The sequence below is a fragment of the Pseudomonas sp. B5(2017) genome (assembly GCF_002112825.1).
Lineage (GTDB): Bacteria > Pseudomonadota > Gammaproteobacteria > Pseudomonadales > Pseudomonadaceae > Aquipseudomonas > Aquipseudomonas putida_Z.
Genome location: NZ_NEIR01000008.1, coordinates 54,723 through 68,872 on the forward strand (window position 1 = coordinate 54,723; position 14,150 = coordinate 68,872).

17 protein-coding genes are annotated in these 14,150 nt (G+C 63.4%); 15 read left to right on the forward strand and 2 right to left on the reverse strand.

Annotated elements, in window-relative coordinates:
* Positions 1 to 4 precede the first annotated feature (4 nt).
* Complete coding sequence (locus CAG00_RS13800) at positions 5 to 979, reverse strand: SIS domain-containing protein (protein ID WP_003257920.1); 975 nt, start codon at positions 977 to 979, stop codon at positions 5 to 7.
* A gap of 248 nt (positions 980 to 1,227) precedes the next feature.
* On the opposite strand from CAG00_RS13800, the gene CAG00_RS13805 reads away from it, so the two are divergent.
* The 14 genes from CAG00_RS13805 (at position 1,228) to CAG00_RS13870 (ending at position 12,321) form a co-directional block, all read left to right on the forward strand.
* A complete protein-coding gene (locus tag CAG00_RS13805; RefSeq protein ID WP_012270662.1) occupies positions 1,228 to 2,037 on the forward strand; it encodes an ATP-binding cassette domain-containing protein in 810 nt (269 codons plus the stop codon).
* A complete protein-coding gene (mlaE, locus tag CAG00_RS13810; RefSeq protein ID WP_025337825.1) occupies positions 2,037 to 2,834 on the forward strand; it encodes a lipid asymmetry maintenance ABC transporter permease subunit MlaE in 798 nt (265 codons plus the stop codon). The genes CAG00_RS13805 and mlaE overlap by 1 nt, the downstream gene beginning before the upstream one ends.
* Positions 2,834 to 3,319 carry an outer membrane lipid asymmetry maintenance protein MlaD gene (gene mlaD, locus CAG00_RS13815; RefSeq protein ID WP_003257921.1) on the forward strand — a complete coding sequence of 162 codons (486 nt, stop codon included), beginning with the start codon at positions 2,834 to 2,836 and terminating at the stop codon, positions 3,317 to 3,319. The genes mlaE and mlaD overlap by 1 nt, the downstream gene beginning before the upstream one ends.
* Before the next feature lie 9 nt (positions 3,320 to 3,328).
* Positions 3,329 to 3,976 carry a phospholipid-binding protein MlaC gene (locus tag CAG00_RS13820; protein ID WP_025337826.1) on the forward strand — a complete coding sequence of 216 codons (648 nt, stop codon included), beginning with the start codon at positions 3,329 to 3,331 and terminating at the stop codon, positions 3,974 to 3,976.
* On the forward strand, positions 3,973 to 4,275 hold the full coding sequence (locus tag CAG00_RS13825) for a lipid asymmetry maintenance protein MlaB (protein ID WP_025337827.1): 303 nt from the start codon (positions 3,973 to 3,975) through the stop codon (positions 4,273 to 4,275). Before CAG00_RS13820 ends, CAG00_RS13825 begins: the two co-directional genes overlap by 4 nt.
* Positions 4,276 to 4,392: 117 nt before the next feature.
* On the forward strand, positions 4,393 to 4,632 hold the full coding sequence (locus CAG00_RS13830) for a BolA family protein (protein ID WP_003255121.1): 240 nt from the start codon (positions 4,393 to 4,395) through the stop codon (positions 4,630 to 4,632).
* Between the two features lie 23 nt (positions 4,633 to 4,655).
* Positions 4,656 to 5,921: a UDP-N-acetylglucosamine 1-carboxyvinyltransferase gene (murA, locus tag CAG00_RS13835; protein WP_013971085.1), complete on the forward strand. Its 1,266-nt coding sequence runs from the start codon at positions 4,656 to 4,658 to the stop codon at positions 5,919 to 5,921.
* 123 nt (positions 5,922 to 6,044) lie between these two features.
* The gene (gene hisG, locus CAG00_RS13840) at positions 6,045 to 6,680 is read left to right on the forward strand and encodes an ATP phosphoribosyltransferase (protein ID WP_003257924.1); all 636 of its coding nucleotides are present in this window, start codon (positions 6,045 to 6,047) and stop codon (positions 6,678 to 6,680) included.
* A 134-nt stretch (positions 6,681 to 6,814) separates the two neighbouring features.
* A complete protein-coding gene (gene hisD / locus CAG00_RS13845) occupies positions 6,815 to 8,140 on the forward strand; it encodes a histidinol dehydrogenase (protein ID WP_025337829.1) in 1,326 nt (441 codons plus the stop codon).
* 2 nt (positions 8,141 to 8,142) lie between these two features.
* On the forward strand, positions 8,143 to 9,189 hold the full coding sequence (hisC, locus tag CAG00_RS13850; protein ID WP_075043871.1) for a histidinol-phosphate transaminase: 1,047 nt from the start codon (positions 8,143 to 8,145) through the stop codon (positions 9,187 to 9,189).
* A gap of 241 nt (positions 9,190 to 9,430) precedes the next feature.
* Positions 9,431 to 10,081, forward strand: coding sequence for a FadR/GntR family transcriptional regulator (locus tag CAG00_RS13855; protein ID WP_025337831.1), 651 nt, complete (start codon positions 9,431 to 9,433; stop codon positions 10,079 to 10,081).
* A gap of 13 nt (positions 10,082 to 10,094) precedes the next feature.
* The gene (locus CAG00_RS13860) at positions 10,095 to 11,375 is read left to right on the forward strand and encodes an MFS transporter (RefSeq protein ID WP_085664517.1); all 1,281 of its coding nucleotides are present in this window, start codon (positions 10,095 to 10,097) and stop codon (positions 11,373 to 11,375) included.
* Positions 11,376 to 11,555: 180 nt separating this feature from the next.
* A complete protein-coding gene (locus CAG00_RS13865; RefSeq protein WP_085664518.1) occupies positions 11,556 to 12,032 on the forward strand; it encodes a nuclear transport factor 2 family protein in 477 nt (158 codons plus the stop codon).
* A complete protein-coding gene (locus CAG00_RS13870; protein ID WP_013971092.1) occupies positions 12,025 to 12,321 on the forward strand; it encodes a GIY-YIG nuclease family protein in 297 nt (98 codons plus the stop codon). The genes CAG00_RS13865 and CAG00_RS13870 overlap by 8 nt, the downstream gene beginning before the upstream one ends.
* 122 nt (positions 12,322 to 12,443) lie before the next feature.
* On the opposite strand, the gene yejK is transcribed toward CAG00_RS13870, so the two are convergent.
* Complete coding sequence (gene yejK, locus CAG00_RS13875) at positions 12,444 to 13,451, reverse strand: nucleoid-associated protein YejK (protein WP_085664594.1); 1,008 nt, start codon at positions 13,449 to 13,451, stop codon at positions 12,444 to 12,446.
* Positions 13,452 to 13,821: 370 nt separating this feature from the next.
* On the opposite strand from yejK, the gene CAG00_RS13880 reads away from it, so the two are divergent.
* Entirely contained in the window at positions 13,822 to 14,103 is a 282-nt protein-coding gene (locus CAG00_RS13880) for an HU family DNA-binding protein (protein ID WP_003257928.1), read from the forward strand.
* Positions 14,104 to 14,150: the final 47 nt, after the last annotated feature.

A 14,150-nucleotide genomic window follows, 5' to 3' on the forward strand; every position in this document is an offset into this window, starting at 1 on the left:
TCCTTTACATCACGCCGGCGCGCAGCAGGTCGTGCATGTTCAGGGCGCCGGTGGGGCGGTCCTCGCGGTCCACCACCACCAGGGCGCCGATCTTGTGGTCTTCCATGATCTTCAGGGCCTCGGCCGCAAGCATTTCGGCGCGGGCCGTCTTGCCGTGCACGGTCATTACCTGGTCGATCAGGGTGGTGTGGACGTCGATGTTGCGGTCCAGGCTGCGGCGCAGGTCGCCGTCGGTGAAGATCCCTGCCAGCTTGCCATCGGCTTCGACGATCACGGTCATGCCCAGGCCTTTGCGGGACATTTCAAGGAGTGCGTCCTTGAGCAGGGTGCCGCGGGGCACCTGGGGCAGTTCGTCGCCGGCGTGCATCACGTTTTCCACCTTGAGCAGCAGGCGGCGGCCCAGTGCACCACCCGGGTGCGAGAAGGCAAAGTCCTCGGCGGTGAAGCCGCGGGCTTCGAGCAGGGCAATGGCCAGCGCGTCGCCCAGCACCAGCGATGCGGTGGTGGAGGAGGTGGGGGCCAGGTTCAGCGGGCAGGCCTCTTGCTCGACGCGGGCGTCGAGGTTGACCTCGGCAGCCTGGGCCAGGGGCGAGTCCGGGTTGCCGGTCAGGCTGATCAGCTTGATGCCCAGGCGCTTGATCAGCGGCAGCAGGGTGACGATTTCGGCGGTGCTGCCGGAATTCGACAGGGCAAGGATGACATCATCGCGGGTGATCATGCCCATGTCGCCATGGCTGGCTTCGGCCGGGTGCACGAAAAACGCCGGCGTGCCGGTGCTGGCCAGGGTGGCGGCGATCTTGTTGCCGATGTGCCCGGACTTGCCCATGCCGACCACGACGACCCGGCCCTTGCTGGCCAGGATCAGTTCGCAGGCCTTGACGAAATTGTCGTCGATGCGCGCCAGCAGGGCCTCTACGGCCTCGAGTTCCAGGCGCAGGGTGCGTTGGGCGGATTGGATCAGCTCGCTGGATTGGCTCATGTCGAAAAAGCAATGCCTGATGAAAAGGCGGCGATTATAGCTGCAATGAAAGAAACCCTCACGCTTTCGATTGCCGTGGTGAATGTCTCGCCAGCCTGTCGCAGGGCTGAACGACTCGTTAGCCGACCTTGGGGCGGCGCTGTCAGCGGTGCTATAGTTCGCCGCTATTCGGCCTGCCAGGGGCGCTTGTGCCTTCCAGATGGAGGCCGACGTCCATTAGGACGAGGCTGCACTAGCAAGGAGTCTAGATGAGTGTGGATAGCGCCTACGCGGTCGAGTTGAAGGGGGTTACCTTCAAACGCGGTTCGCGCAGCATTTTCAGCAACGTCGACATTCGCATCCCGCGCGGCAAGGTCACCGGTATCATGGGGCCATCGGGTTGCGGCAAGACCACGTTGCTCCGCCTGATGGGCGCGCAGTTGCGCCCCTCCAGCGGTGAGGTCTGGGTTGCCGGGCAGAACCTGCCGACGCTGTCGCGCAGCGACCTGTTCGACGCCCGCAAGCAAATGGGGGTGCTGTTCCAGAGCGGCGCGCTGTTCACCGATCTCGATGTGTTCGAGAACGTCGCGTTCCCGCTGCGCGTGCACACCCAGCTGTCGGACGAGATGATCCGCGATATCGTGCTGATGAAGCTGCAGGCCGTGGGGCTGCGCGGTGCCATTGACCTGATGCCCGACGAGCTGTCCGGTGGCATGAAACGCCGTGTGGCGTTGGCCCGGGCAATTGCCCTCGATCCGCAGATCCTCATGTACGACGAACCGTTCGTCGGCCAGGACCCGATCGCCATGGGTGTATTGGTGCGTCTGATCCGCCTGCTCAACGACGCCCTGGGTATCACCAGCATCGTCGTTTCCCACGACCTGGCGGAAACCGCCAGCATCGCCGACTACATCTATGTGGTAGGTGATGGCCAGGTGCTGGGCCAGGGTACGCCTGACGAGCTGATGGGCTCGGACAACCCGCGCATTCGCCAGTTCATGAAGGGCGACCCGGACGGCCCGGTGCCTTTCCATTTCCCTGCGCCTGACTACCGCGCCGACCTGCTGGGAGCGCGTTGATGCGCAGAAAATCCTTACTCGAACGTGTCCGCCTGCTGGGGCGCTCGGCCATCGACGTGCTGGCGGTGCTGGGGCGCTCCTGTCTATTCCTGTTCCATGCGCTGATCGGCCGTGGCGGCATCGGTGGCGGCTTCCAGCTGCTGGTCAAGCAGCTGTATTCGGTGGGCGTGCTGTCGCTGGCGATCATCGTCGTGTCCGGCGTGTTCATCGGCATGGTGCTGGCGCTGCAGGGCTTCAGCATCCTGACCAAGTACGGCTCGGAGCAGGCGGTTGGGCAGATGGTCGCCCTGACCCTGCTGCGTGAGCTCGGCCCGGTGGTGACGGCATTGCTGTTCGCCGGCCGTGCCGGTTCGGCGCTGACCGCAGAAATCGGCAACATGAAGTCCACCGAGCAGTTGTCGAGCCTTGAAATGATCGGCGTCGACCCGCTCAAGTACATCGTCGCGCCGCGCCTGTGGGCCGGTTTCATCTCGCTGCCGTTGCTGGCGCTGATCTTCAGCGTGGTCGGCATCTGGGGTGGCTCGTGGGTGGCGGTGGACTGGCTGGGCGTCTACGAGGGCTCGTTCTGGGCCAACATGCAGAACAGTGTTTCGTTCACCGACGATGTGCTCAACGGGCTGATCAAGAGCCTGGTATTTGCCTTCGTCACGACCTGGATCGCCGTATTCCAGGGGTACGACTGTGAGCCCACCTCAGAAGGGATCAGCCGTGCCACCACCAAGACCGTGGTCTATGCCTCGTTGGCAGTGCTGGGTCTGGACTTTATTCTGACCGCCTTGATGTTTGGAGATTTCTGATGCAAAACCGCACCCTGGAAATCGGTGTCGGCCTGTTCCTCCTGGCCGGGATCCTGGCGCTGCTGCTGCTCGCCCTGCGTGTCAGCGGGCTGTCGGCCAGCCCGAGCAGCGATACCTATAAAGTTTATGCCTACTTCGACAATATCGCCGGTTTGACGGTCAGAGCTAAAGTGACCATGGCCGGTGTGACCATCGGCAAGGTTACCGCCATCGATCTGGACCGTGATTCGTACACCGGTCGGGTGACGCTGCAGCTGGACAAGTCGGTGGACAACCTGCCGACCGACTCCACTGCCTCGATCCTGACCGCCGGGTTGCTTGGCGAGAAGTACATCGGCATCAGCGTGGGCGGTGAGGACCAGGTGCTCAAGGACGGCGGGACCATCCACGACACCCAGTCGGCGCTGGTGCTGGAGGATCTGATTGGCAAGTTCCTGCTCAACTCCGTTGGCAAGGAACCGAAAGAAGCGCAACCGGCTAACTAAGGAGTTTCCATGATTTCCATCCTGCGACGTGGCCTGCTGGTCCTGCTGGCGGCCTTCCCCCTGCTGACCATGGCTGCGCAGACGCCACACGATGTGGTTCAGGGCACCACCACTGAACTGCTGGGCGACCTCAAGGCCAACAAGGAACAGTACAAGTCCAACCCCAACGCCTTCTACGATGCGCTGAACCGCATCCTCGGCCCGGTGGTGGACGCTGACGGTATTTCCAGAAGCATCATGACCGTCAAGTACTCGCGCAAGGCTACCCCCGAGCAGATGCAGCGCTTCCAGGAAAACTTCAAGCGCAGCCTGATGCAGTTCTATGGCAATGCCCTGCTCGAGTACAACAACCAGGGCATCACCGTCGACCCGGCCAAGGCTGATGACGGCAAGCGCGCCAGCGTTGGCATGAAGGTCACCGGCAACAACGGTGCCGTGTATCCGGTGCAGTACACCCTGGAAAACATCGGCGGCGAGTGGAAGGTGCGTAACGTGATCGTCAACGGCATCAACATCGGCAAGCTGTTCCGCGACCAGTTCGCCGACGCCATGCAGCGCAATGGCAACGACCTGGACAAGACCATCGACGGCTGGGCCGGCGAAGTGGCAAAGGCCAAGCAGGCCGCCGACAACTCGCCAGAGAAGACCGTCAAATGAGTGAGGCCGGCGTAAGCATGGCCGAGCCGGGCGTGCTGCGCCTGGCCGGCGTGCTGGACTACCGCAGCGGGCCGGCCCTGCGCAAGCAGGGCAAGGCGCTGATCGCGGCCTGCCGCGAGGCGCAGCTGGTGCTCGATTGCTCGGCAGTGCAGCGCTCCACCAGTGTCGGCCTGTCGTTGCTGCTGGCATTCATGCGTGACGCCCAGGCCGCCGGCAAGGGTTGCCAGGTGCGCAGCATGCCCGACGACATGCGGGAAATTGCCGAGGTCTATGACCTCGATGAAGTGCTGGCAACCTGATGGCCTGGCACGGATGATGGCCCCTCGGTCAGCGAAGCCCTCGTTGGGCTTCGCAGGCGAGGGGCTTTTTTGTATGATGGCCGACCCGTGCGCATCGGGCGCCGATTGAGGTTGAGCATGCAGGCCGTAGAAGTTAAAAGCTTCCTTGAAGAGAAATTGCCGGGTTCCCGGGTCGAAGTTGAAGGCGAAGGCTGCAACTTCCAGTTGAACGTGATCAGCGACGAGTTGGCTGGCCTGAGCCCGGTCAAACGCCAGCAGGCGATCTATGCTCACCTGAATCCGTGGATCGCCAATGGCAGCATCCATGCGGTAACCATGAAATTTTTCAGCAGCGCAGCCTGGGCTGAGCGCACCTGAGCCAACGTGGCGGCGAGATTCCAATGGACAAACTGATTATTACTGGCGGCGCTTGCCTTGATGGCGAGATCCGCATTTCGGGCGCGAAGAACGCAGCCCTGCCGATTCTGGCGGCGACCCTGCTGGCCGACGGCCCGGTCACCGTGGGCAACCTGCCGCACCTGCACGACATCACCACCATGATCGAGCTGTTCGGCCGCATGGGCATCGAGCCGGTGATCGACGAAAAGCTGGCGGTCGAGATCGACCCTCGCACCATCAAGACCCTGGTTGCACCTTACGAGCTGGTCAAGACCATGCGCGCCTCGATCCTGGTGCTGGGCCCGATGGTCGCCCGTTTCGGTGAGGCCGAAGTGGCCCTGCCTGGCGGTTGCGCCATTGGCTCGCGCCCGGTCGACCTGCACATCCGTGGCCTCGAGGCCATGGGCGCGAAGATCGAAGTCGAAGGCGGCTACATCAAGGCCAAGGCACCTGAGGGTGGCCTGCGCGGTGCGCACTTCTTCTTCGACACCGTCAGCGTGACCGGTACCGAGAACATCATGATGGCCGCTGCCCTGGCCAAGGGCCGCAGCGTGCTGCAGAACGCCGCGCGCGAGCCGGAAGTGGTCGACCTGGCCAACTTCATCAACGCCATGGGCGGCAAGGTCCAGGGCGCTGGTACCGACACCATCGTCATCGATGGCGTCGAGCGCCTGCACTCGGCCAACTACCGCGTGATGCCGGACCGTATCGAGACCGGTACCTACCTGGTTGCCGCTGCCGTGACCGGCGGCCGCGTCAAGGTCAAGGACACCGACCCGACCATCCTTGAAGCCGTACTGGAAAAACTCAAGGAAGCCGGCGCCGACATCAACACTGGCGAAGACTGGATCGAGCTGGACATGCACGGCAAGCGGCCGAAAGCCGTCAACCTGCGTACCGCCCCGTACCCGGCGTTCCCGACCGACATGCAGGCGCAGTTCATCTCGCTCAACGCCATTGCCGAAGGCACCGGTGCAGTGATCGAGACGATCTTCGAAAACCGCTTCATGCACGTCTACGAAATGCACCGCATGGGCGCGCAGATCCAGGTCGAAGGCAACACTGCCATCGTCACTGGCGTCAAGGCGCTGAAGGGTGCCCCGGTAATGGCCACCGACCTGCGTGCTTCCGCCAGCCTGGTGCTGTCGGCGCTGGTAGCCGAAGGCGATACCCTGATCGATCGCATCTACCACATCGACCGTGGTTACGAGTGCATCGAAGAAAAACTGCAGATGCTGGGCGCGAAGATCCGTCGCGTACCGGGCTAGTCGTCTGCCTGGTGCATCCTGTGGGGGTGGGATTTGCCCGCTTTCGCAGGATGTGCCTAACGAATTGAATGCGGTCGGGCTCGACGCCCGGCCGGCAGTAGCCGCTTAAGGACCGACGTTCCAATGTTGACCATCGCGCTTTCCAAAGGCCGTATTCTCGACGATACCCTGCCGTTGCTGGCCGAGGCCGGTATCGTGCCGACCGAGAACCCGGACAAGAGCCGCAAACTGATCATCCCCACCACGCAGGACGATGTGCGCCTGCTGATCGTGCGTGCCACCGACGTGCCGACCTATGTCGAGCATGGTGCCGCCGACCTGGGTGTGGCCGGCAAGGATGTGCTGATGGAGTACGGCGGCCAGGGCCTTTACGAGCCCCTGGACCTGCAGATTGCCCGTTGCAAGCTGATGACCGCTGGCGTGGTCGGCGCACCCGAGCCCAAGGGCCGTCTGCGCGTGGCTACCAAGTTCGTCAACGTAGCCAAGCGCTACTACGCCGAACAGGGCCGCCAGGTCGATATCATCAAGCTGTACGGCTCGATGGAACTGGCTCCGTTGATCAACCTCGCCGACAAGATCATCGACGTGGTCGACACCGGCAACACCCTGCGTGCCAACGGCCTGGAGCCCCAGGAACTGATCGCCACGATCAGCTCGCGCCTGGTGGTCAACAAGGCCTCCATGAAAATGCAGCACGCCCGTATCCAGAGCCTGATCGACACGCTGCGCGGAGCGGTCGAATCGCGACACCGCGGCTGACTCTCTACCGACTGCGCGCGGCCTTCGCTGCCGCGCCCGTCTATCCGCGTCATAGCCATTTTTCTCGGGTGCCCGCGCGGATGGACTGGTAGCCTAGGGCGCCTGAGCATTCGCCAATAATCGAGGCCCTCGCCATGACCGTGTCCACTGCAATTGCCCGTCTCAACGCTGCTGATCCGGATTTCGCCCGACATCTGGATCATCTGCTGAGCTGGGAAAGTGTGTCCGATGACGCGGTCAACCAGCGCGTGCTCGACATCATCAAGGCCGTGCGCGAGCGTGGCGATGCGGCATTGGTGGAATTCACCCAGCGTTTCGATGGTGTCGATGCCAAGTCCATCGATGACCTGATCCTCGGTCGCGAGCGCCTGGAACTGGCCCTGACCCGCATTACCCCGGTCCAGCGCGAAGCCCTGGAAAAGGCTGCCAACCGTGTGCGCATGTACCACGAGCGGCAGAAGCAGGATTCCTGGCAGTACACCGAGGCCGACGGCACCGTGCTTGGCCAGAAGGTCACCCCGCTGGACCGCGCCGGCCTGTATGTGCCGGGTGGCAAGGCGTCGTACCCGTCGTCGGTGCTGATGAACGCCATCCCGGCCAAGGTCGCCGGTGTGGCCGAAGTGGTGATGGTGGTGCCGACCCCGCGTGGCGAGGTCAACGAGCTGGTGCTGGCGGCTGCCTGCATCGCCGGTGTCGACCGTGTGTTCACCGTCGGTGGCGCCCAGGCTGTCGCCGCCCTGGCCTACGGTACCGAAAGCGTGCCGCAGGTGGACAAGATCGTCGGCCCGGGCAACATCTACGTTGCCACCGCCAAGCGCCACGTGTTCGGCCAGGTGGGTATCGACATGATCGCCGGCCCGTCGGAAATCCTCGTGGTATGCGACGGCCAGACCGACCCGGACTGGATCGCCATGGACCTGTTCTCCCAGGCCGAGCACGACGAAGATGCCCAGGCCATCCTGGTCAGCCCGGACGCCGCCTTCCTCGACCGCGTTGCCGCCAGCATCGACAAGCTGCTGCCGACCATGGAGCGTGCCGAGATCATCGAGAAGTCGATCAATGGCCGTGGTGCGCTGATCCAGGTGCGTGACATGCAGCAGGCCATGGAAGTGGCCAACCGCATCGCACCCGAGCACCTGGAACTGTCGGTGGCCGACCCGCAGGCCTGGCTGCCGCACATCCGCCACGCTGGCGCGATCTTCATGGGTCGTCACACCAGCGAAGCGCTGGGCGACTACTGCGCAGGGCCCAACCACGTGCTGCCGACTTCCGGCACCGCGCGTTTCTCGTCGCCGCTGGGGGTTTATGACTTCCAGAAGCGCTCGTCGATCATTTTCTGCTCCGAGCAGGGCGCGTCCGAGCTGGGCCACACCGCCTCGGTCCTGGCCCGTGGCGAGTCGCTGACCGCCCACGCCCGCAGCGCCGAATACCGCATCCTGACCCAAGAGAAGGGGAACTGAGCATGAGTCGATTCTGGAGCCCCTTCGTCAAGGACCTGGTGCCTTACGTGCCGGGCGAGCAGCCCAAGCTGGCCCGCCTGGTCAAGCTGAACACCAACGAAAACCCCTACGGCCCTTCGCCCAAGGCGCTGGAGGCCATGCGCGGCGAGCTGAACGACAACCTGCGCCTGTACCCGGACCCGAACGGTGACCGGCTGAAGCAGGCGGTGGCCGAGTACTACGGCGTGACGCCGGCACAAGTGTTCGTCGGCAACGGCTCGGACGAGGTGCTGGCGCACATCTTCCACGGCCTGTTCCAGCACGACGCACCGCTGCTGTTCCCTGACATCAGCTACAGCTTCTACCCGGTCTACTGCGGCCTGTACGGTATCGCCTTCGAGCAGGTGGCGCTGGACGAGCAGTTCCAGATCCGCATCGAGGACTACAACAAGCCCAATGCCGGCATCATCTTCCCCAATCCCAACGCGCCGACCGGTTGCCTGATGCCGCTGCAGGCGGTGGAGCAGTTGCTGCAGGCCAACCGTGATTCGGTGGTGGTGGTCGATGAAGCCTACATCGACTTCGGTGGCGAAACGGCGATCAGCCTGGTGGACCGCTACGACAACCTGCTGGTCACCCAGACCCTGTCGAAGTCGCGTTCGCTGGCCGGGCTGCGGGTTGGCCTGGCGGTGGGCCACCCGGACCTGATCGAGGCGCTGGAGCGGATCAAGAACAGCTTCAACTCCTACCCGCTGGACCGTGCCGCGATCGTCGGCGCAGCGGTGGCGTTCGAGGACCGCGAGTACTTCGAGGAAACCTGCCGCAAGGTGATCGACAGCCGCGAGGTGTTGGTCGGGCAGCTGCAGGCCAAGGGCTTCGAAGTGCTGCCGTCGGCGGCCAACTTCATCTTCGCCCGCCATCCGCAACAAGATGCTGGTGAGCTGGCTGCACGCCTGCGCGAGCAGGGCGTGATCGTGCGCCACTTCAAGCAGCCGCGCATTGCCCAGTTCCTGCGCATCACCATCGGTACGCCAGAGATGAACCAGGCGCTGCTCGATGCGTTGACCTGACGCCATCCACTGCCCTGCGCGGTCCTTGTAGGAGCGGCCTTGTGTCGCGATAGGGCCGCAAAGCGGCCCCAGCAGTTTTTGCATCTGCGCTGAAATCCAGGGGCCGCTTTGCGGCCCTTTCGCGACACAAGGCCGCTCCCACAAAAAATCGCGCCAGGTTTCTAATCGTTGCTCTCTTCAATGACAAACACTTTGCCCACCGGTATGCTGCGCCAATTCATCGGATGATTGGTTGAGTAGCATGAGTACCGAATTGACCAAGCGGTCCCTGGTCGAACTGGCCGTCGAGCGCATGCGCGAACGCATCGTGCTGGGCGACTGGCAGGTTGGCCAGCGTTTGCCGACCGAGCCGGAACTGGCCCTGCAGTTGGGCATAAGCCGCAACACCGTACGCGAGGCCATGCGTGTGCTGGCATTCAGTGGCCTGGTGGAGATCCGCCAGGGCGACGGCAGCTACCTGCGCACGGCCCAGGACCCGCTGCAGGCGGTGCAGGCGATGTCACGCTGCACGCCCGAGCAGGCCCGTGAAACCCGGCACATCCTCGAAGCCGAGGCCATCGGCCTGGCCGCACTGCGCCGAACCGACGCCGACCTGCAGGCGCTGCGTGATGCCCTGGCCAACAGTGCCGGGCATTTTCACGGTGATATCGATGCTTATGTGGCCTGCGACCTGGTGTTTCACCAGCGGCTGGTCGATGCCGCCCACAACCCGGCCTTGAGTGAGCTGTACCGTTACTTTTCCGGGGTGGTGGCTGCCGCGCTGCAGCACAACATGGCGACCGTGCCGCGCTGCCAGGCCACGTTCGACCTGCATGGGCAGATCCTTGCCGCCATCGAGCAACGCGATGCGGAGCAGGCCAAGCGCCTGAGCCGTACCCTTATCGAATCCTGACTCCGAGAAGGCCATGGCTGATTCCATCACCCGTAACACCCCACCGAGCGAGCGGGACCTCGAAGAGTTGCTGATCGACGCCGAGGCTGACGACGAACAGGTCCAACAGCAGCCGGTACAGGTACAGCGGCCTTGGCTGTTGTTGCTCGGCCTGGTGCTGGTGGCTTTGAACCTGCGCCCGGCATTGTCGAGCATGGCGCCAGTGCTGGGCCAGGTGTCCGAAGGCCTGGGGCTGAACGCCTCGCAGGCCGGTTTGCTGACCACCTTGCCAGTGCTGTGCCTGGGCCTGTTCGCCCCTTTGGCGCCGGTGCTGGCGCGGCGCTTTGGCAGCGAGCGGGTGATCCTCGGCATTCTCGCTACCCTGGCGCTTGGCATTGTCGTGCGCAGTAGCCTGGGGGCTGCCGGGGTGTTCCTCGGCAGCCTCATGGCTGGGGCCAGCATCGGCATCATTGGCGTGCTGTTGCCGGGCATCGTCAAGCGCGATTTCCCGCAGCACGCTGGCACGCTGACCGGCGTGTACACCATGGCGTTGTGCCTGGGCGCCGCCATGGCGGCTGGCGCCACGGTGCCCCTGGCCCAGCATTTCGACGGCAGCTGGGCGCTGGGGCTTGGTTTCTGGATGGTGCCGGCCCTGCTGGCAATGCTGGTATGGCTGCCGCAGGCCCGCCAGGGTCATGGCCTGCACAAGGTGGCCTATCGCGTGCGTGGGCTGTGGCGTGATCCGCTGGCCTGGCAGGTGACCCTGTACATGGGCCTGCAGTCGTCACTGGCCTACATCGTCTTTGGCTGGTTGCCATCGATTCTGATCGGCCGTGGGTTGAGCCCGACCGAGGCGGGGCTGGTGCTGTCGGGGTCGGTGATCGTGCAGCTGGTCAGTTCGCTCAGTGCGCCCTGGCTGGCCACTCGCGGCAAGGACCAGCGCCTGGCGATCGTACTGGTCATGCTGATTACCCTGGCCGGCCTGTTCGGTTGCCTGTATGCGCCGCTTTCCGGGCTGTGGGGCTGGGCGGTTGTGCTGGGCCTGGGGCAGGGCGGTACCTTTGCCCTGGCGCTGACGTTGATCGTGCTGCGCTCGAAGGATGCCCATGTGGCGGCGAACCTGTCGAGCATGGCGCAGGGGGTGGGTTATACCCTGGCGTCGATGGGGCCGTTTGCGGTGGGGCTGGTGCATGACCTGACCGGGGGCTGGGCGGCAGTGGGGTGGATCTTTGCCGTGCTGGGGGTGGGGGCCATCGTGTTCGGCCTGGGCGCCGGGCGGGCTTTGCATGTGCAGGTGAGCAGCGAGAAAGTCTGAAGGGGTATGTTGGCAGTGCCGGCCTCTTCGCGGGTAAACCCGCTCCCACAGGGATCGCACACATCTTGAAGTCATGTTGTACCTGTGGGAGCGGGTTTACCCGCGAAAGGGCCGGTACTGGCATAAGCAACCGGGGCAGATTATCGTGCTGCTTTCATCCCCCCAGGACGGACCAGCCCCATGAGCGACGCCAACCGCGACCTGATCACCCGCTTCTACCAGGCCTTCCAGCGCCTGGATGCCGAGGCCATGGTCGCCTGCTACAGCGACGATATCGTCTTCAGCGACCCGGTCTTCGGCACCTTGCGTGGCAAGGATGCAGGCGACATGTGGCGAATGCTCACCAGCCGTGCCAAGGACTTCACCCTGACCTTCGACAACGTCCGCGCCGATGAACGCACGGGCGCCGCACATTGGGTGGCCACCTACCTGTTCGGCCAGACCGGCCGCATCGTGGTCAACGATATCCAGGCGCGTTTCGTGATCCGTGACGGGCTGATCTGCCAGCACGATGACCAATTCGACTTGTGGCGCTGGTCGCGGCAGGCGCTGGGTGTGCCTGGCATGCTGCTGGGCTGGTCGCCGCTGGTGCAGAACAAGGTGCGCCAGCAGGCGTTCACAGGATTGCGAGCATTCCAGCAGGCCCAGGGTGAGTGAGCCCGTCGAAATTGCCGCGAGCAAACCCTGGTATGTCTACTTGGTAAGGGCTGCCAACGGATCGCTGTATTGCGGTATCAGCGATGATCCGCAGCGGCGCTTTCTGGCGCACCAGAAAGGGCAGGGCGCGCGCTACTTCAAGACCAGCCCGGCCCAGGCGCTGGTGTATGTGGAGCAATGGCCGGACAAGGGCGAGGCGTTACGCCAGGAGCGGCTGGTGAAGCGGCTGCGCAAGTCGGCGAAGGAGGCGTTGGTGGCCTCCTATGGCGCAGTAGTGGCTGCTAATTAGGGCCGCTTCGCGCCCCATCGCCGGCAAGCCAGCTCCCACTTCGACTGCATGGACCTCAGGCCTGTGCAGTACCTGTGGGAGCTGGCTTGCCGGCGATGGGCTGCCCAGCAGCCCCGGGGCCATCAGTCCTTGCGCCGCTTCAACTGATCCACCAAGGTGGTCGGAAGGCCCTTGATGATCAAGGTCCCTGCCTCTTCGTCATACTCGACCTTGTCCCCCAGCAGGTGCGCTTCGAAGCTGATCGACAACCCCTCGGCACGGCCGGTGAAACGGCGGAACTGGTTGAGGGTGCGCTTGTCTGCGGGGATTTCCGGCGACAGGCCGTAGTCCTTGTTGCGGATGTGGTCGTAGAACGCCTTGGGCCGGTCCTCGTCGATCAGGCTGGACAGCTCTTCCAGCGTGACCGGCTCACCCAGTTTGGTCTGGGTTGTGGCGTACTCGACCAGGGTCTGGGTTTTTTCGCGGGCAGACTCTTCCGGCAGGTCTTCGCTCTCGACGAAGTCACTGAAGGCCTTGAGCAGGGTGCGGGTTTCGCCCGGGCCGTCGACGCCCTCCTGGCAGCCAATGAAGTCGCGGAAGTAGTCCGAGACCTTCTTGCCGTTCTTGCCCTTGATGAACGAAATGTACTGTTTGGAGTTCTGGTTGTTCTTCCACTCCGACAGGTTGATGCGCGCCGCCAGGTGCAGCTGGCCAAGGTCGAGGTGGCGCGAAGGCATCACGTCGAGCTCGGCGTTCACCGCCACGCCTTCGCTGTGGTGCAGCAGGGCGATCGCCAGGTATTCGGTCATGCCTTGTTGGTAGTGGGCAAACAGGATGTGGCCGCCGGTGGACAGGTTGGACTCTTCCATCAGCTTCTGCAGGTGCTCCACGGCCACGCGGCTGAAGGCGGTAAAGTCCTTTTCTTCGTCCAGGTACTGCTTCAGCCAGCCGCTCAGTGGGTAGGCGCCGGACTCGCCGTGGAAAAAGCCCCAGGCCTTGCCTTGCTTGGCGTTGTAGCTGTCATTGAGGTCGGCCAGCAGGTTTTCGATGGCGTCGGAGGCGGCCAGTTCGCAATCGCGGGCATGCAGCACGGCGGGGCTGCCATCGGGCTTTTTGTCGATCAGGTGAACGATGCAATGACGGATTGGCATGGAATTCTCGGCGAGCTGCAAAAGTCGTCCAGTTTACCCTAGACACAAGGTGGTGCAGTGGCCGGATGTTGGCGGAAATGCCGGTTGTTCGTTTTTTGTTCAAATTTGTGCGTTTTAGGCTAAAACCCCCGAAAAACCTGCATTAAATCGAAGCGCGCAGCGGATATTTATCCGTTCCTGTGGTAGCTTTGCGCGGTCTTGCGCCCCTTGTGTGGCGCATTGCTGGCAGCGTGCTGTCGTCGTGTCGAACCAAACGTCGATTTACGTATCTACATACGCGATTGGCGCGGCCCTCCACTTTCAGGGGCTGGCCCGATAACGTCGTAGTCCGCTGCATAACCATCGAATTTGATAGGGAAGGAACACCACCATGGCATTGACCAAAGACCAACTGATTGCCGACATCGCCGAATCGATCGCCGCGCCAAAAGCCACCGCCAAGAACGCTCTGGAGCAACTGGGCCAGATCGTTGCCGACCAGCTGGAAAACGGCGCTGAAATCACTCTGCCAGGCATCGGCAAGCTGAAAGTCGCTGAGCGTCCTGCCCGTACCGGCCGCAACCCTTCGACTGGCGCTGCCATCGAAATCGCTGCCAAGAAAGTCGTCAAGTTCGTTCCAGCCAAAGTGCTGACCGACGCCATCAACAAGTAATTGTTGAAGCTTTGACGAAACCGCGCCCGGCTTGCCCGGGCGCGGTT